Here is a 16853-nt window from a genome sequence, read left to right as displayed (position 1 = left end):
ATGATAACTTTTTCATTGAGGCAGACGGAAAAGACGGGAGCCCTCACTCCCGCCTTTTCTGTCTTCCCTGTCTCCGATCCAGCACTTTGATGAGTGGCGACACTAAAAACAAGATGAATAAAATCCTGAATAAGTGAAAGCTTGTGACCACGGATACATCAACGGAAACGGACATGGCCGTGACCGCCATTTCTGCCACACCACCGGGGGCCATGCTTAAAAACAATTCATTGGCCGGCAAGGATAGGACTGGTGAAAAGTAAACCGCAAGATAGTAACAAAAACCGATTAGCAAAACATTACTCACGAAAACCACCGCGAACATCTTCCTGAAAAGCCGTGGATTATCGACTTTCAATGTGAATCCCAGATGGGCACCAATCAGAACCTGGGACAAGTTCAACCAGAAGCCAGGAATATGTGGTGCTTCAGATCCTGTCAAATTGAACAGAGCCGCCGCAATGAGTGGTCCTAAAAGGAAAGGAAGTGGGAAATGAACCTTTATGGCAATGAAAATGAATAACGCCAGAGCTGCAATCAGTAGGAGAGCCAAGGTCCCGTCATAATCAAACATAAAGAACGGCCCTTTTGCCATCGTCGCCGTTGCTTCGGAATCCATCGACATGACATGGGTGACGAGCCAAGGTACGATCGATATGACGAGAATAACCCGAAGCGTCTGCATGAAGCCGACAACCGTTTCGTCACTATCTTTCATTTCCTCGCTCAGGATCACCATTTGAGACAGGCCTCCTGGGAAGCTTCCAAGAAGCGAGGTGCTCATCGATAGGTTCATTCTTTTTCCTACGAACAAGCCTGTTACTACGGTGAACAAAATCAGCACCACCGTGGTAAAAAGCATGACGGGCAAATATTCGCTCATTTCATGTAACGATCGTTTCGTAAATGAACTGCCCAGTTGTAAGCCGAGGATGATCAGTCCGGTGCTCCTTAGCGTTCTCGACCACAACATCGAGTGTCCCCATTTGATTTTTGCGATCATCACCACAAATAACGGTCCGAGCATCCATGGTAAATAGATGCCAAGTTTGTCGAACAGGTACCCTCCTAGAAACGCCAGTAAAGCTGTGAAAGTCATTCTTAAACTCTTATGATCCGATATGAATGTCTTCAATTCCATAACCTTCTTATCTATAAAAATTCCACTTACATAGTACCATAACTTATTTGACGGAATTTATCCCTTGTCTTGTCTTCATTTCAAACTCAGAGTATGATGGGGAAAATAACAGAAAGTATGGGAATTCTACTATGCGTTTACGAGATTGGGATACGAACTTAAAGATTCGCCTTGCCGGGGAATCTGTCGTCAATATATCATTTTGGATGTTTTTTCCGTTCCTTGCGATTTACTTCTCCGAATCGTTCGGGAAAACAACCGCTGGATTACTGCTGATTTTCTCGCAGTTCTTTGCGGTTGTGGCCAATTTATTCGGGGGATATTGTGCTGATCGATTCGGAAGAAAGCGGATGATGGTCATTTCCACCTTCGGCCAAGGCATTGCCTACATATTCTTTGCATGGGCGAGCTCCCCTTGGCTGGATTCGCCCAGCATCGGGTTTATCAGCTTCACCGCCGTCAGCATATTCAGCGCCTTTTATAACCCTGCCAGCCAGGCAATGGTCGCTGATGTGATTCCAGAAAAAGACCGCAGTGGCGTCTTCGCCGTATTTTATACATCCATCAATATTGCCGTGGTCATAGGTCCGATTTTGGGAGGGATTTTTTATGCGACCCACCGTTTCGAACTGTTAGCCCTTGCTGCCATCATCAATATCCTGTTAGGTTTCATCCTGCAAACATGGGTCAAAGAAACGGCTCTCCTATCCATTCAGGAAAAGGGATTGGGAAAAAGGGTTAACGGATTCTCTTTTTTACTGAACCAACTACGAGACTATCAAGTCATTTTCCGTGATAAGGTGTTTCTACTTTTCATCATCGCAGGCGTCTTGGTCTATCAAACGTTCATGCAACTCGACCTTTTGTTCCCTGTCTATATTAATGAAATGGTCGATCCGCAATCCATATTTTCGATCACACTGCAGGAAGAGCAGATTTTCGGGTTCTTGCTTGCGGAAAATGGATTATTCGTGGCCCTCTTAACCATCACCGTCACGAAATGGGCATCCATGTATAAAGAAAGAAATATATTCATCATCTCTTCTCTGATATACAGTTTTTCCATGATTTTATTTGGTGCGACCCAATGGGTTTGGGGATTATTCATCGACATCGCCCTATTTTCCATCGCCGAGCTATTAACGGCCGGCATCCAGCAAGGATTTGTTTCGAAATTGGCCCCAGCACATATGCGTGGCCAGTATTTCGCTGCATCAAGCTTACGTTTCACCATCGGTAGAATGCTTGCTCCACTAGCCATACCGATGACAGGGTGGATTGGATATAATGGGACATTCCTCATGATCAGTATGCTGGCCGTCTTGAGTGCCGTTCTATATTTCATCATGTTTTCCCTGTATGAAAAGGCGAAAGTCCAGATTCCATAATCTAACTCCATTTCCTACCCCCATAAACTTACCATTAGAGGTAGAATCATTATATAGGGGTCAAAACTCTTATGGAGGGGTGACTAGATGTTAAATACAGAAATTGGTATAGACTTAGGAACGGCAAATACACTCGTTTACAGTAAAAACAAAGGAATCATATTCAATGAGCCATCTGTAGTGGCCATAGATATAGTGACTAATAAAGTGTTGGCAGTCGGCCTGGAAGCGAAGAATATGATTGGGAAGACACCTGGCCATATCGTCGCCATCCGCCCATTGAAAGACGGGGTCATTGCGGATTTCGATGTGACCGCACAAATGCTTAAGGAAATCATGAAAAAAGCCAGCAAGGCGATCGGCTTATCGATCCGTAAACCGAATGTGGTCGTATGTACACCATCCGGTTCCACATCCGTTGAAAGAAGGGCCATTCAGGATGCGGTTAAAAATTGCGGAGCCAAACAGGTTCATCTGATCGAAGAGCCCGTTGCTGCTGCCATAGGAGCTGGACTTCCTGTAGAAGAACCGGTCGCGAATGTCATCGTCGACATTGGTGGCGGTACGACTGAGGTAGCGATCATCTCGTATGGTGGAGTCGTTTCATGTAATTCGGTCCGTATCGGTGGCGATCAACTGGATGAGGATATCTGTCAATATGTAAGAAAAAAACATAACATATTGATTGGGGAACGAACTGCCGAACAAATAAAAATGGAAATCGGCTACGCGCTCATCGACCATTCTCCATTGACCATGGAAGTCAGGGGGCGTGACCTCGTGACGGGTCTTCCGAAGCCCATTACGATTACGTCCTTGGAAGTTCAGGAAGCCATTCAAGAATCCTTGCTTCATATTTTAGAAGCCATCCGTTCCACGTTGGAAGAATGCCCTCCTGAATTAAGTGGGGACATCGTCGACCAAGGCGTGGTCCTTTCCGGGGGCGGAGCCTTGCTTAGCGGGATGCAAGATTGGTTGATGAAAGAACTCATCGTGCCCGTCGAGCTTGCCGATAGTCCACTTGAATCTGTTGCCATTGGGACAGGCCGTTCACTCGAGATCATTACCAAATTACAAAAAGCCGTTTATTGATAGTATGCGAGAGGGAATCCTTATTAGGGGGTTCCCTCTTTTTCATGCCTAAAAAGCTATTTAGCCATGCCAGATATATTTCTTTTCCATTCAGTAAAGAATACATAAAAAAAGGAGGCCAGAATTTGGATACTTTTCTTTACTTCTTCTATCTTGCCGGATATGTGGCCCTTTTCATTTGGGGAATCACCCTCGCTAATAAATACGGATGGCTCTCTGCTTCCAACGTTCTCTTACTCGTGATTTTCGGGCTAATCGTGGATAACACCCTGCTCGCACTCGGACGGTATATCGGAACGGGGCACTTTCTAGAATCAATCAGCTATGCCCGCTTTTGGGGACATGCCCTCTTCACGCCCACATTAGTTCTCTTTGCTTGGGATTCCCTGAAAAAGGCCGACATCGCGTGGGCCCAAAGAAAACTTGCCAAGTATATCAGTTACGTATTGGTGATCGCCCTAATATGCTTTGAATTATTCACTGAAACGATTGGGCTTAAACTGGAGGCCGATTGGAAGTATGGGGTTTTAAGTTATACCAGTTCAGAGCCGACGAGCGGACCGCCCATCATGGTATTGATCATCTCCCTCGTACTGATTATTTCGGGGTTCTTGATCTGGCGAAAACAAAAATGGATATGGTATTTGCTAGGTACGGTCATCATGACCATCGGTAGCGCCGTTCCTCTCCCCATCAAAAGCGATGCGTACATGAACGGATTTGAACTCATCCTCCTGATTTCACTACTTGCCACGAAGCATTTTCAAGACCATGAAGGGCAACGCCAAAAAACAGAGTTTTAGTAACAAGCATCATTGGATGCAATGTAACATAACTTGTGTTATAATATAATTAAGTTACATTGGTAAGAGGAGAAGAATTATGGAATATGTAGAAGCCTTTAAGGATGTCAATGAAATCAGCAAGATCAAAAGTTACTTGCGATCTCACTCCAGCCGCGATTATTTGTTATTTGTTTTAGGGATCAATACGGGAATGAAAATCAATGAGATGTTGGAAGTGACCGTGGCAAGCGTTCTCGATGAAACGGGTAAAGTTAAAGAGTTTTATGAGCACCGCTTGGAAAATGACGAGGTCACTCAAATCTATTTGAATCAGAAAGTCCGGACAGCTTTACAAGAATACATCAAAGACTCGAAAGTGATGGAAGGCCAATTTTTGTTTTTATCACCTAAGACAAAAAAACCGATCACACGCCAACAGGCACACCGAATCATCCATGATGCCGTGGAAGGTGCCGGATTGATTGGTAAATATGGGGCCAGTTCAATGCGTAAGACATTTGGATATCACGCCTATAAGCAAGGGGTCTCCCTCGCCTTGATCCAAAAGCATTACCATCATTCTAGTCCATCCGAGACACTGAAGTACATTGGCATCTCCAAGGAGAGTAAATTCAAGACGATCATCGACGTGAATTTATAGCATATTTCTATCTTTTGTAATCTCAAACCACCATTTTAAGGAGGAATTCAAGTGAAAATTAGAGAAAGCGAACTTCCTGGTATAGGCCAGAAATTCGAGATTATCACGAGAAATGATGAAAAATTAGTGATTGTCATTCACGATGATGGCCGTAGGGAGTTATACCACTTTGATACCGATCATGAGGATGTTATTTCAAGCATCACACTCAATGATCAGGAAGCGCGTCAAATGGCGTCCATCATCGGCGGTATGATTTATAAACCACAGGCACTCGAAACAATCGAAATGTCATTAGGTGACTTGGTCATCGAATGGTTCAAAGTGGAACCAGGTTCCAAAGCGATTAACCAAACGATTGGTGACATTGACATTCGTAACAATTACAACGTGACGGTTATCGCCCATTCGAAAAAAGGGAAAAAACAACTGAATAACCCAGGTCCTGATTCAATCATTGCTGCAGGCGACACGCTGGTCATCTCTGGTGAAAGAAAAGACATCAAAAATCTGATTAGAGAATTACTGACCGACGAAAGGAGTGACTAAGTACATATGGATCACTTAGTCTTCGAAGTAGGAACGGCCCTATTATTGGTTGCAGCCGCAGCTCTCATAGCAGGGAAATTCAAAATATCGAATGTACCCATCTTAATTATCGTCGGCATGTTGGTAGGACCTCATGCCCCGCATTTTGGAATGATCGATTTACGCTTCATCGAAAGTGAAGAGATCATTGCCTTTCTCGGAAGAGTCGGTATTCTATTCCTTCTATTCTATTTAGGACTTGAATTCTCCGTTAAAAAATTGATGAAATCCGGAAAAAACATCGTGACAGGCGGATCCATCTATATTGTCATAAACGTTGGTTTAGCGATGGCTTATGGTTTCCTCATGGGTCTTCCACTGAAAGAAGTCCTCATTTTAACCGGGATCATCAGCTTTTCATCAAGTGCCATAGTAGCCAAAGTACTTGTTGATTTAAGAAGGACCGGTAATAACGAAACGGAACTTATCCTGGGAATCATCATGTTTGAAGATATATTCCTTGCCGTTTATTTATCCGTCGTATCAGGATTGGTATTAAGCTCATCCGGTTCAGTCTGGGGAACATTATTATCTACGTTTATCGCAATCGGATATATGCTATTATTTTTCGTCATCGCTCGAAAAGCATCCGGTTTCCTCAACAAATTATTCAATATTACCTCTGATGAGATTTTCATCATTGTCGTATTCGCCTTACTGTTCTTTATCGCAGGTTTCTCTGAAACGATTCATGTTGCAGAAGCAATCGGCGCATTACTGCTCGGACTCGTCTTTTCTGAAACGGAACATAGTGACCGCATCGAAAAACTTGTCATTCCTTTCAGGGACTTCTTTGGAGCCATATTCTTCTTCAGCTTTGGATTGAGTATCGATCCGACAACGCTAGGTGGAGCAGTCTGGATGGTACTTGGAGCCGTCATCATTACCATTATCGGTAACTTCGTTGCTGGTATGATTGCTGGACGTAAATCCGGTTTGTCCCATAAAGCCTCAGCCAATATCGGCTTGACGATCGTTTCACGCGGTGAATTCTCCATCATTCTCGCAAACCTAGGCATTGCCGGCGGTTTGATGCCTATCCTAACCCCGTTTGCGGCATTATATGTGCTGACATTAGCGATTCTTGGACCAGTCCTTACGAAAGAATCCAAGCATATATATAATATCCTCAATAAAATCTTCAAATGGACGCCGCCAAAAGTCCAAAAAGAACAACAAAAAGAAGGCTAATCGAAAAAGGTCCAGACACCTACGTCTGGACCTTTTTCGATATTCTCTGAGTTTCTTAGATTACTAACTTGCAAGATGTGCCGACTCCCACCTAGTCATCCCTTCTTATTTTCCATCCCATAGACATGTTGAAAGAGATTTTCGAATATTAAATGGGTAACCACTTTACAATATTTCCTCTCAGGAGGGTTAAGGTACCCCATCTGAGGGAAAAGAAGCAGATAAACGAAGAAACTTTTCAGGAGTGATGCCGATTGAATAAGTCGATTGATTTTAGCAAGAAACTCATCAAGGAAGTCAAGGAGGATCGTGTCACAGGATTGGCAGCTGAACAGGCATACTATTACCTCCTCGCACTATTCCCTTTACTCATTTTATTGCTGTCGATTTTGCCATACTTGAACATCGATACGCAAACAGCTTTGGATACGTTAAAGACATTCATGCCATCGGAAACGATGAAAACCATCGAAGAGAATATTATCAAGATATTGAATGAACGGAATGGCGGCTTGCTGACCTTTGGTATCCTTGGTACCATCTGGTCCGCTTCGAATGGAATGAATGCATTTATTCATTCGATGAACATTGCCTATGATGTGGAAGAAACGCGCAGCTTCATCAAGGCTCGCCTCATTTCCATCCTGTTAACATTAGGATTGGTCTTTGCATTTATCGTGATGCTGGTTCTTCCCGTTTTTGGGAAAGTACTCATCGATTTAATGGAACAAGTCGTGTCCCTTCCAGAAGAAACACAAAGTCTATTCAGTATATTGCGATGGGTGATCGCCGTTGCGGTTATCTCTTTCGTGCTAGCCATTCTATACCGTTACGCACCGAATAAGAACTTCCCGTTCAAACACGTCATTCCGGGTGCAATTACGGCCACAATACTCTGGTTTGTCATCTCCATCGGTTTTTCCTTTTATGTCAGCAATTTCGCTAATTATTCGTCCACGTACGGCAGTTTAGGGGGCGTCATCGTTTTAATGTTATGGCTGTACCTGACCGGTTTGATCTTAATGCTCGGCGGCGAAATCAATGCGATTCTACACCGTCAAAATACCACACCTCAAAAGAAGTCTCGAACACTCGTACATCCTGTACCTTTAAAACGATAAAGAAAAAACCAGGTTCCTATAATGATAGAATGTACCCTATAGAGTAGACACTTAAAAAAAGTCTCTCTGTAGGGTACTTTTATGTATAAAGAAGATACATGGGATTGGAGATACATCAAAATGAGTAACAAGACTTTTACAGAAAAAGAAATGAAGGCCTTATCAAAGAATCCTTATGTTAAGGGGATTAGCCGAAAGGGGATTAGATCCGAAGAATAATGAAGAAGTATGGGATTGTCTGCCCCATTAGAAAAGCAAATCCCTATCGGAGAATGATGAAAGCAACCCAAGAACATAGGGTCATGCCAAACCTATTAAAGCGTCAATTTAAGCAAGATATCCCCGGAAAAGTACTCCTAACCGATATCACATATTTATTTTACGGAACGGGCCACAAAGCCTATTTGTCTACCATTAAAGATGGCTCGACCAATGAAATCTTGGCCTACCACGTATCAGACCGAATCACCATGGATTTAGCTATAGACACCTTTCTGAAGCTAAAGAAGAATCGATGATATAAAAAAGCAGAAAGTGCCTTATTACACTCGGATCAAGGTACCCACTACACACACCCCGACTTTCAAAAGTTAGTGAAGAAATTAGGATTATATCAATCGATGTCTAGACGAGGAAACTGTTGGGATAATGCTCCTCAGGAGTCCTTCTTTGGCCACTTTAAGGATGAAGCTTACATTACTATAGACACCAATGGAACCTAAAAAAGATGACCCCTGTTCGGTCCGAATATATTTGACTGTTCGGTCCGAAAAGTGATATAGTAGTCTTATAAATTCCACCATTTTCCACCCCTCCATTCTCTCAAGAAAGCGAGGCACCTGAAATGAGTACCTTGTCTTATGATCAAGTTGAGCAGCTCATTCAACTTTTCTCAGACCTTTATATTCGTAAGGAGTATGCTACATTTCTAGATTTGTTTGCTGCCGATATCGTCTTCGAATTTCCTTATGCCCAGGAACCAAATCCAAAACGACTGGATGGGAAGGCGGTGCTGCAGCAATATCTGGAAGAATTAGAGGATGTGCTTAAAATCACTTCATTCACCACACCGGTCATTCATATAGCAGCCGATGCCCCCGTGTTCTTCGCTCAGTTCAAAGCAAGTGGCAAAATCCTAGTCACAGGCGGATCTTACGAACAAAGCTATATATCCGTAGTCGAAGTTCAAAATGGTAGGATTATCCGCTATCAGGACTACTGGAATCCATTAGCAGTCACTTTAAACATGACATAAATAAGAACTAAAGGAGATAATCGTATGCAAAATCAATCCTCTACTCGTATTCTACTAACCGGAGGACAGGGCAAGACCTCCTCCCGCATTGCACAGTTGCTACAAGATCAGGGCTATCTGATTCGGAGAGCCGGACGCAGTTTTCCCAAGCCTGGGGATGAACAAGTCGGTGAACACATACCATTCGACTGGTTCGATGACTCTAACCATGATGACGTCCTGCAGGACGTCCATGCCGTATATTTGGTTGCACCTGCAAGTCTGCATCCTGAAGAAGTCATGATTCCTTTTATCCGCAGAGCACTTGACGCTTCAGTTAAGCGCTTCGTCCTGTTATCCAGTGCCTCGATTCCGGAGGATGGCCCCGTCTTCGGGGGAGTTCACCGTTACCTGCATGACCATGCCCCCGAATGGGCCGTCCTGCGCCCTTCCTATTTCATGCAGAACTTCACGGAGCCCAGCCATGGTCACGGGCACTCCTTACGCCACAGCGGGCACATCTATACTGCTGCCGGAGACGGTAAGGTAGGCTTCGTCGACGTAGATGATATTGCAGCTGTCGGCTTTCATGCCCTAACCGACAAGGAGCCCCATAACCGGGAGCATATCATTACTGGCCCAGAATCCCTCACTTATGATGATGTGGCCGGAGTGATCCGCAGCGTTACCGGCCTGGAAGCCAAGCATATTCGTGTTACACCGGAGCAACTTACAGAGAGGCATAAGGCAGCCAGCTTGCCGGATAACTATGCCGAATACCTAGCCGGAATGGATGTTCGTATTTGTCTCGAAGGAATGGAGAATCAGATAACAGACACGGTATTTCGAGTAGCCGGGCGAGAGCCGCGTTACCTAGAGCAATTCATTTTGCAGCATAAACATGGTTTCCGTCTAATTAACTAAGAGGTACTTTAAGATAAAAGGCTCTCCAGTCATCACCGTTTAAGATGACCATAGGAGAGCCTTTTGATGTCCACATTTATATGAAATCTTTCGCTTGGCTGCCCTGTATAGTCCGAAAGACCGTTAGTACCATATTTGAGATGGCAAACAGCCTCGGCTCATCCATTCCCAACTTGGCTGACGTGATCAGGGCGATTCGCTCATGTACCAGGAACCGGGCCAGATCTCGGATATTCACCTCCGGGCCTATTGCCCCTTCTTTCACCGCGCGTTCCAGCATATTGTAAAAGATTTGCTCCGACAGTTCGGTGTTCGTCTGCAGATAAGCTGCCAGCTCCTCATTGTGAGGCGCCTGCTCAATAGCGCTGCTAATAATGAAGCACTCTAGACGCAGCTCAGGGTCTATAAGGACTTTAACAATTGTAGTAAATACTAGTTCTACCTTGTCAACTACCGTTCCCGGCCCATCGCAAAGTCTCTTCAACTCTTGATTTTTCTGTTCCATATAATGTTGGACAGCTGTAAAAAACAGATCCCATTTCGTTCCATAAGTATCATATATACTTTGGCGGGCAATGCCCAGCCCATTGATTAAATCAGGCAACGAGGTGCCTTCATAGCCACGATTCCCGAAGATATACATGGCTTTATGCAGAATCTCTTTCGTATCAAAGGCCTTCGTTCTTGCCACTGTAAGCGCCCCTTTCCAATTATTCATATAAGTAATTATACTATGCTATGGGCGAACCCGCTTTGACGTATTTCCCCGAAATCCATCCGTTTCTTTAAGAAACCGACCACTTGGGGACTGTTCCACCATATGGTTTATTCGCCCAATTACTCCTGATTCACATATTCCGTATCCGAACCAAAATCTGATACTTGTTGTTGCTAAATAGATAGTCAAAACGCTGAATAGCTTTGGTCAGAACTCCTCACACGGTAGGTCGTCAGGAAAAGTGGATTATGGCGATCTACATGTAACAATTGATTAAAATGAACGTAAATCTTGGGGTCTATAAAGAAAAAAACAAGTATAATAAATCTTAAAGAGAATACGAAAGGGGATTATCAACTCATCTATGAGGTTGAAAAACAAGAGTGTAGGGAAGTGTAAGAAGTAACAGAGTTAGCAGTTATATCCATAGAAAATGGATATAACTGCTAAAATATATAGTAGTATTTCACTCGTGCAGAAAATGGATAAGATAATGTATGAGGAAATATTTTTTATCCAGATGCTTTGGACATTAAAGCTAACTTATTCCTTCAGTTTTACCAAGGCACAACTCCATTGTCATCAAAAAAGCCACCAGTTGGACCATCACTATTTATTGTGGCAAGCTTCACTACAATGGAAGCTGCTTGTTCGACTGAACGATAGCCACTATTACCATTTAAATCGGTAGCTGTAAATCCAGGGCAAACTGAGTTGATTTTAATAGGAGAATTGTTTAATTCTTTAGCAAAGAAAACAGTTAAAGCATTCACAGCCGTTTTGGAGCTATTGTAGGCGAGCGAATTCACATTATAAAATTCCGAAGCTGGGTCTGAATTCAAGGTTAAGGAACCTAATCCGCTGGAAAGATTAACAATTCTTCCAGAAGAAGAATTTCTGAGCAATGGAAGCATTGCTTTAGTAACAGAAAATACGCCGAAAACGTTTGTTTCATATGTGCTCTTTAGAACGGACAGTTCCAGTTCACTTGGAGGTATGTTACCTTCCGAAAACACGCCTGCATTATTAATCAAGATATCAAGCAATCCATATTCTTGTTCAATCCAATCTGCTGCGGAGAGAAGAGAGCTGGGGTTCGTGACATCAAGAAGCACTGTTTTAGCTTTAATTTTCTCCGTTTCCAATAACGTTACGGCCTCATGTCCCTTTTTTTCGTTTCTTGCTCCTATTAAAATCTCATACCCCATGTTTCCCAATTGTCTTGCTGTCTCAAAACCAATACCTTTGTTTCCACCTGTAATTAATACGATCTTGGATTTATTCATAAAATTGCCTCCCTAGTCTATTTTTCTAAAACCTGTACTTACGAGTACATATTTACTTCTTTCTTTGTCCCGGCCTTTTATATGTACATGTAATCATGATATGAACTCCTTTCATTTTTGATATAATTAATATAATGGAAAAAATTGATAATTGTAAGTAGGCACATTTTTGTAACTTAAAGAATGGAGTGGAAATATGGGATATGGATTAAAAAATTATGGCGATTGTAGTGAAGAGGTTATAAGGGCCTGCCCTGTTGAAATAGTTTTACATATGATAGGAGGCAAATGGAAGGGAATCATTATCGACATTCTATCCAAAAAATCGGTCAGATTTAATGAATTTAGACGCTTAATACCGGGGATTTCACAACGAATGCTGACATTACAGCTCAGGGAACTCGAGGCGGATGGAATTGTGAAGAGGGTGGTAGATGACACTGTGCCACCCAAAACAGAATACTTCCTCACTGAACAAGGAAATAAATTGTCGAGCATCATCGATTCTATAAGAGTATGGGGAAAAGAGTTTCTATCCTAAGTCTGCGATTGGGAAGTCTTAGCGTGTCGTGGATGCTCTTTTTCAATCTCCGGTAAATCAGAACTATGAATCGATAATGACAGAACACGTTTTGGACCGACCGGTTTTAAAACATTGAACTGACTATAAAGGTTGCGCAGTCCGTCTATGCTCCTCTGCCTGTGGGCCAACTGATCCATAACTATTGCTGAAGGAATGAACCATGGTTATGATGAAATGGATTGGACGGCTTTAATCCGTTGTCTGGAGCATTCTTCTTAAAAATTTTATTCGACCCGATTCTCTTGCTGGGCGTGGAATATCCGCGGCTCGAAATCATAGAGTGGGGGCAAAAAAATCGCCGCATACCGGGCGCGTTCGGGTTGTCGGGCACAATTTGAAGAGCGTGAGTGGGCAAGTAGGTTAGTTGCAAACGGAGACGCTGCTTCACGTAAAACGTATATTTTTCAGGGTCCTCCCTTATAAGGGTCCATTTTTTCATGTAACGCATCGCTCATTGATCTGGAGAAAAATGGTATAATATTTATTATTTAAAACAATTTGGTATGAACAATTGAAACGGGGGATTACTGTGACAACAATTGAAGATTTTTTGAAGTTGGACATTCGGGTCGGTACTGTAATAACGGCAGAACCGTTTCCGGAAGCTCGAAAACCTGCATTAAAGTTAGAGATTGATTTTGGCGAGATGGGCATCAAACGCTCTTCCGCTCAAATTACGAGAAGGTATGAACCTCAGCAGCTTATCGGCCGTCAAGTTGCTGCAGTAATAAACTTTCCCGTTCGGCGAATCGCTGGTTTTGAATCAGAAGTATTGGTAATCGGAGGTGTGCCGGAAGAAGGCGATGTCGTGCTTTTAAAACCGGATGAAACTGTCAAAAATGGAACGCCGATTGCCTGATCGGATCTGTATCGCATGCCACGATATTTACTTTGCCGTGGCTTCAATGCCATAAGTAATGGAACCGGTGCAAAAAGCACTAAAGGAAGATCATTTGATAAAGAATAATCGTTCCTAAAACAATTAATAAGAAAATCCTGATAACGGTATTTGCTAAGAAAAGTAGTGGAACAAAACCAGCACGCTGGGGCTAGAACTGATTAACATGAGTTTTTCCGTTTTCTTTTTATGCTAAGAGAAATAGCCAAAATTTTCACAACCCAACGAGTACCTGAATAGCTATTTAACTGATACATACAAAACATACTAACATCAGTAGTACAAACCTAGGCCATGGTTTGTGCTACTTTTTTTTATAGTAGCAGTGAAGAAAAGCTGACCTGCCTCTGGAACCCTTTGTGAGTCCGTATATCATCGTGCTGTCTCATCAGATTACGCAAGTTCAAAAGCTGGATTCCACGCTTTTTATAGGGTTATAAATCCTCTTTATAATATAGCTCGCAGAGAAGGCGGGCATCAGTTATGTCTGCTTTGACTTTGCGTAAACTTGAACTTTTCGCTTTGTAAGAAATGAGTGGATTCATAATGATTAACAGATATCCTCTTTTCTCGAAATACTGAACGATAGGCAGATGATAATGTCCCATAGATGTAGATTTGAAATAAACTTCCGATGTTTATAAAAAAATTCGATAAAAATCCTTTGTTGATATATAGGATATTTTTATTACACAAACTGCATAGATAACATTGTGGTGGATTGTACTTAAACTACTAAAGGACAGTCAGTTGAAGAAGATTTTAATGATTAAGTATAAGACGAAAAGTTGGAGTGTTAGTAATCTCTGAAAATACGTCATCCTCTTACATTCTTTAATGACCTCTTCTAACGAAACATCCCATTGGGTTTTAAATAAAGATGATAACTTGCTTTTCAATTCTTTATCATTCAAATCCAGAATTTCCATATGTCTATAATCTTTTCTTATTACATCCAGTAAGGGCTCACGCCTCTATCAAGTAATATTAGGTTATAAGTGGCAAGAATTTCGTAAATAACACTACGAATCTCTTCATTTATGTTAGAAATATCTATAAAGCTCATAGAAACAACCAATCTGCTGATTTAATTGCATAATATACAGCGTTAGCAATCATTTGTTGAGTACCTTTATTTTCTTAATACAATATGTAAATAAAAAAGGATAATTAGCCCTCAGAATGGACTAACTATCCTATGATTTAATATCTTAATTTAACAATTGGGTGCCTTCCTTGTTTGCTTTAAGAATAGCAGTTATATAGAATCTGATTCAGTAGTATTCAAGAATTGAATGAGTTCCGCGTTGAACTCCTCGGCATGCGTCACATTAAATCCATGCGGACCACCTTTAATCACCACAAGCTGGCTGTTAGGAATGCGCTCATGTGCCTTCTGGCCACTGATTTCGACCGGAATGATTGCATCCGCATCCCCATGAAGAATAAGTGTCGGCAAGTCGAACTTATCTAGATCACCTCGGAAATCTGTTTGACTAAACGCTGAGATACAGTCAAGCGTGCCCTTTGGAGACGCGAATGCTGCAATGTCACGATTGTATAACCGGAATTCTTCGCTCACTAGATCCGTTCTGTCCCCGGAGGCGAAGAAGTTAGTTGTAAACGTATCGAGGAACGAAAGTCGATCCGCCTTAACCCCATCTTGTAAGCCTTTGATCACTGCATCATCAAATCCTCCATCGGGGTTATCTGTAGCCTTGTAAAGGTATGGTGGAACTGCCCCCGCTAACACAGCCTTCGATACACGATCCGTTCCGTAGGTGCCAATGTAACGAGCCACCTCACCGCCACCCATTGAGAATCCAACCAAAGTCACGTCATGAAGATCAAGATGCTCCAGCAGTTTGTGCAGATCAGCCGCAAACGTATTGTACTCATAACCATTCCAGGGCTGAGAAGACTGTCCGAACCCTCGTCGATCATACGTAATAACTCGGTGACCAGCCTCCACAAGTGCAGGAACTTGTTTTTCCCAAGATCTTCCACTGAGTGGCCAACCATGAATCAACACGACCGGCTTTCCAGATCCTACATCCTCGTAGTGAAGCTCAATAGGTGCACCATTTTCAAATCCAACTGTAATATTACTCATTATAAATTCCTCCATTATCAGTATTTTATATTTTACAAAATTGTATTTTGCAAAATATAATTTGTGAATTCATCTTAGTCTATTTACAAAATATTGTCAACAATTTAATTTTGCAAAACATTTTTTATTGTCCACGAGTTATGTTAAAATATTAATGAAGAAAATACTGATTATTCGAGGTGCAACCATGGAGACTAACCCGCATAATCTTAACTTAGAGGATCACTTATGTTTCTCGTTGTATGCCTGTTCAAGGGCTATATTACGACTTTATCGCCCTTACCTAGATGAACTTCAACTCACTTACCCTCAATATCTGGTCTTAGTTACGTTGTGGGAGAAGCAACAAAGCACAATTAAAGAGCTAGGTGAAGCGCTTAATCTTGATACCGGTACACTGACTCCTCTACTCAAACGTATGGAAGCTGCCGGTCTCATCGAGCGTCGCCGTGACACAGTGGACGAACGCGTCGTGAACATTCTCATTACTAAAGCAGGCAAAGCTCTACAGGAGAAGGCATCGTGCGTTCCTCAATCCTTATTCGACGCTTCTGGTATGAGTAAAAAGGAACTGGGTGAAATAAACAAGACAATAATGCGTCTGTTACACCTGCTGAATGTAAAAGACGAGAAATAGATGCATACGAAAAATCCACTCTATTACCTAAGAGTGGATTTTTCGTATGCATCGGTTAATAACTATTCGGGGACCCGTTGTGTTGTAAATAGGTTGGTTATTATTGAAATCCTTGTTGAGCTAAAGCCCCCGTTAGTTTAATAAGCAAAAGTCATTGAAAGGACTTTCTAATAGAGAATGAATAAATTAACATGATACCTGACCAAATAACATTGCCTATAAAAGGTTGTTGATTGAATGATGGAGTTAGTATATAGCTTATAAAACCAAATCCAATTGAATACAAAATCATCATCCAAAATCCCCATCTTTTTAATCGCATATAACCATAAATCATAATAAAAGTAAAAACAGCCAATAAAATTCTAAATAGCCGTTCTGGAAGGTAGTCTATTCCAAATCTTTCTACTAAACCTAATTCATCTGCATTAGGTTCAAAAAATATTGCTGTAAAGATTAATATAATTGCACCAAAAATGTAAAAATAACTAAT

General features: G+C 42.1%; 17 protein-coding genes and 2 pseudogenes. 13 read left to right on the top strand and 6 right to left on the bottom strand.

The features are described from left to right. Positions 1-43: 43 nt before the first annotated feature. Positions 44-1135 (bottom strand): AbrB family transcriptional regulator, encoded by a 1092-nt coding sequence (locus ACIQXQ_RS16520; RefSeq protein WP_402958909.1) that lies wholly within the window; start codon positions 1133-1135, stop codon positions 44-46. A gap of 137 nt (positions 1136-1272) precedes the next feature. Here ACIQXQ_RS16520 and ACIQXQ_RS16515 point away from each other — a divergent pair, with 137 nt between their 5' ends. From ACIQXQ_RS16515 to ACIQXQ_RS16470, 10 genes and pseudogenes are all read left to right on the top strand, one after another. Beyond that, a complete protein-coding gene (locus ACIQXQ_RS16515; RefSeq protein WP_402958907.1) occupies positions 1273-2529 on the top strand; it encodes an MDR family MFS transporter in 1257 nt (418 codons plus the stop codon). An 87-nt stretch (positions 2530-2616) separates the two neighbouring features. Next, positions 2617-3621 (top strand): rod-share determining protein MreBH, encoded by a 1005-nt coding sequence (mreBH, locus tag ACIQXQ_RS16510; RefSeq protein ID WP_402958904.1) that lies wholly within the window; start codon positions 2617-2619, stop codon positions 3619-3621. A 125-nt stretch (positions 3622-3746) separates the two neighbouring features. Continuing rightward, positions 3747-4424: a hypothetical protein gene (locus tag ACIQXQ_RS16505; protein ID WP_402958902.1), complete on the top strand. Its 678-nt coding sequence runs from the start codon at positions 3747-3749 to the stop codon at positions 4422-4424. A gap of 79 nt (positions 4425-4503) precedes the next feature. After that, positions 4504-5067 carry a tyrosine-type recombinase/integrase gene (locus ACIQXQ_RS16500; RefSeq protein WP_402958900.1) on the top strand — a complete coding sequence of 188 codons (564 nt, stop codon included), beginning with the start codon at positions 4504-4506 and terminating at the stop codon, positions 5065-5067. Positions 5068-5118: 51 nt separating this feature from the next. Beyond that, the gene (locus ACIQXQ_RS16495; protein WP_402871825.1) at positions 5119-5616 is read left to right on the top strand and encodes a cation:proton antiporter regulatory subunit; all 498 of its coding nucleotides are present in this window, start codon (positions 5119-5121) and stop codon (positions 5614-5616) included. 6 nt (positions 5617-5622) lie between these two features. Further along, on the top strand, positions 5623-6846 hold the full coding sequence (locus ACIQXQ_RS16490; protein ID WP_402871828.1) for a cation:proton antiporter: 1224 nt from the start codon (positions 5623-5625) through the stop codon (positions 6844-6846). 254 nt (positions 6847-7100) lie between these two features. Further along, a complete protein-coding gene (locus ACIQXQ_RS16485; protein WP_402871831.1) occupies positions 7101-7967 on the top strand; it encodes a YihY/virulence factor BrkB family protein in 867 nt (288 codons plus the stop codon). 206 nt (positions 7968-8173) lie between these two features. Next, a pseudogene (locus ACIQXQ_RS16480) lies at positions 8174-8724 on the top strand (IS3 family transposase); the annotation flags it as partial. Between the two features lie 87 nt (positions 8725-8811). Beyond that, positions 8812-9222, top strand: a complete 411-nt coding sequence (locus ACIQXQ_RS16475) for a nuclear transport factor 2 family protein (protein ID WP_402958898.1) — start codon at positions 8812-8814, stop codon at positions 9220-9222. Between the two features lie 24 nt (positions 9223-9246). Further along, on the top strand, positions 9247-10125 hold the full coding sequence (locus tag ACIQXQ_RS16470; protein ID WP_402958896.1) for an NmrA family NAD(P)-binding protein: 879 nt from the start codon (positions 9247-9249) through the stop codon (positions 10123-10125). A 76-nt stretch (positions 10126-10201) separates the two neighbouring features. Here ACIQXQ_RS16470 and ACIQXQ_RS16465 read toward each other — a convergent pair whose 3' ends face one another. Both ACIQXQ_RS16465 and ACIQXQ_RS16460 read right to left on the bottom strand, forming a co-directional pair. After that, entirely contained in the window at positions 10202-10816 is a 615-nt protein-coding gene (locus ACIQXQ_RS16465) for a TetR/AcrR family transcriptional regulator (protein ID WP_402958894.1), read from the bottom strand. Between the two features lie 584 nt (positions 10817-11400). Continuing rightward, positions 11401-12129: an SDR family oxidoreductase gene (locus tag ACIQXQ_RS16460; RefSeq protein WP_402871841.1), complete on the bottom strand. Its 729-nt coding sequence runs from the start codon at positions 12127-12129 to the stop codon at positions 11401-11403. A gap of 196 nt (positions 12130-12325) precedes the next feature. Between ACIQXQ_RS16460 and ACIQXQ_RS16455 the strand changes: the two genes are divergently transcribed. Together ACIQXQ_RS16455 and csaA are read left to right on the top strand one after the other, a co-directional pair. Next, positions 12326-12670 carry a winged helix-turn-helix transcriptional regulator gene (locus tag ACIQXQ_RS16455; protein ID WP_402871844.1) on the top strand — a complete coding sequence of 115 codons (345 nt, stop codon included), beginning with the start codon at positions 12326-12328 and terminating at the stop codon, positions 12668-12670. A 571-nt stretch (positions 12671-13241) separates the two neighbouring features. Continuing rightward, positions 13242-13571 carry a chaperone CsaA gene (gene csaA, locus ACIQXQ_RS16450; RefSeq protein WP_402871847.1) on the top strand — a complete coding sequence of 110 codons (330 nt, stop codon included), beginning with the start codon at positions 13242-13244 and terminating at the stop codon, positions 13569-13571. A gap of 359 nt (positions 13572-13930) precedes the next feature. Here the strand turns inward: csaA and ACIQXQ_RS16445 are convergent. Both ACIQXQ_RS16445 and ACIQXQ_RS16440 read right to left on the bottom strand, forming a co-directional pair. After that, positions 13931-14215, bottom strand: a pseudogene (locus tag ACIQXQ_RS16445) (IS110 family transposase); the annotation flags it as partial. 653 nt (positions 14216-14868) lie between these two features. After that, positions 14869-15723 carry an alpha/beta fold hydrolase gene (locus ACIQXQ_RS16440; protein ID WP_402958892.1) on the bottom strand — a complete coding sequence of 285 codons (855 nt, stop codon included), beginning with the start codon at positions 15721-15723 and terminating at the stop codon, positions 14869-14871. Positions 15724-15910: 187 nt separating this feature from the next. Here ACIQXQ_RS16440 and ACIQXQ_RS16435 point away from each other — a divergent pair, with 187 nt between their 5' ends. After that, entirely contained in the window at positions 15911-16360 is a 450-nt protein-coding gene (locus ACIQXQ_RS16435) for a MarR family winged helix-turn-helix transcriptional regulator (RefSeq protein ID WP_402958890.1), read from the top strand. A gap of 151 nt (positions 16361-16511) precedes the next feature. Here the strand turns inward: ACIQXQ_RS16435 and ACIQXQ_RS16430 are convergent. After that, positions 16512-16853 (bottom strand): hypothetical protein (locus ACIQXQ_RS16430; RefSeq protein ID WP_402958888.1); only part of this gene is annotated, 342 nt, incomplete at its 5' end.

The organism is Peribacillus sp. NPDC097198, from assembly GCF_044762055.1.
Lineage (GTDB): Bacteria > Bacillota > Bacilli > Bacillales > DSM-1321 > Peribacillus.
Note: the sequence above shows the minus strand (reverse complement) of the source record. Positions and strands in the feature narration are given on the sequence as shown.

What these genes read in the sequence shown, in the direction of transcription:
- mreBH (WP_402958904.1), top strand. Translation starts at nt 2,617, where the DNA reads ATGTTAAATACAGAAATTGGTATAGACTTAGGAACGGCAAATACACTC.
- ACIQXQ_RS16490 (WP_402871828.1), top strand. Translation starts at nt 5,623, where the DNA reads ATGGATCACTTAGTCTTCGAAGTAGGAACGGCCCTATTATTGGTTGCA.
- ACIQXQ_RS16455 (WP_402871844.1), top strand. Translation starts at nt 12,326, where the DNA reads ATGGGATATGGATTAAAAAATTATGGCGATTGTAGTGAAGAGGTTATA.
- ACIQXQ_RS16460 (WP_402871841.1), bottom strand. Translation starts at nt 12,129, where the DNA reads ATGAATAAATCCAAGATCGTATTAATTACAGGTGGAAACAAAGGTATT.
- ACIQXQ_RS16475 (WP_402958898.1), top strand. Translation starts at nt 8,812, where the DNA reads ATGAGTACCTTGTCTTATGATCAAGTTGAGCAGCTCATTCAACTTTTC.
- ACIQXQ_RS16515 (WP_402958907.1), top strand. Translation starts at nt 1,273, where the DNA reads ATGCGTTTACGAGATTGGGATACGAACTTAAAGATTCGCCTTGCCGGG.
- ACIQXQ_RS16435 (WP_402958890.1), top strand. Translation starts at nt 15,911, where the DNA reads ATGGAGACTAACCCGCATAATCTTAACTTAGAGGATCACTTATGTTTC.
- ACIQXQ_RS16440 (WP_402958892.1), bottom strand. Translation starts at nt 15,723, where the DNA reads ATGAGTAATATTACAGTTGGATTTGAAAATGGTGCACCTATTGAGCTT.
- ACIQXQ_RS16500 (WP_402958900.1), top strand. Translation starts at nt 4,504, where the DNA reads ATGGAATATGTAGAAGCCTTTAAGGATGTCAATGAAATCAGCAAGATC.
- ACIQXQ_RS16470 (WP_402958896.1), top strand. Translation starts at nt 9,247, where the DNA reads ATGCAAAATCAATCCTCTACTCGTATTCTACTAACCGGAGGACAGGGC.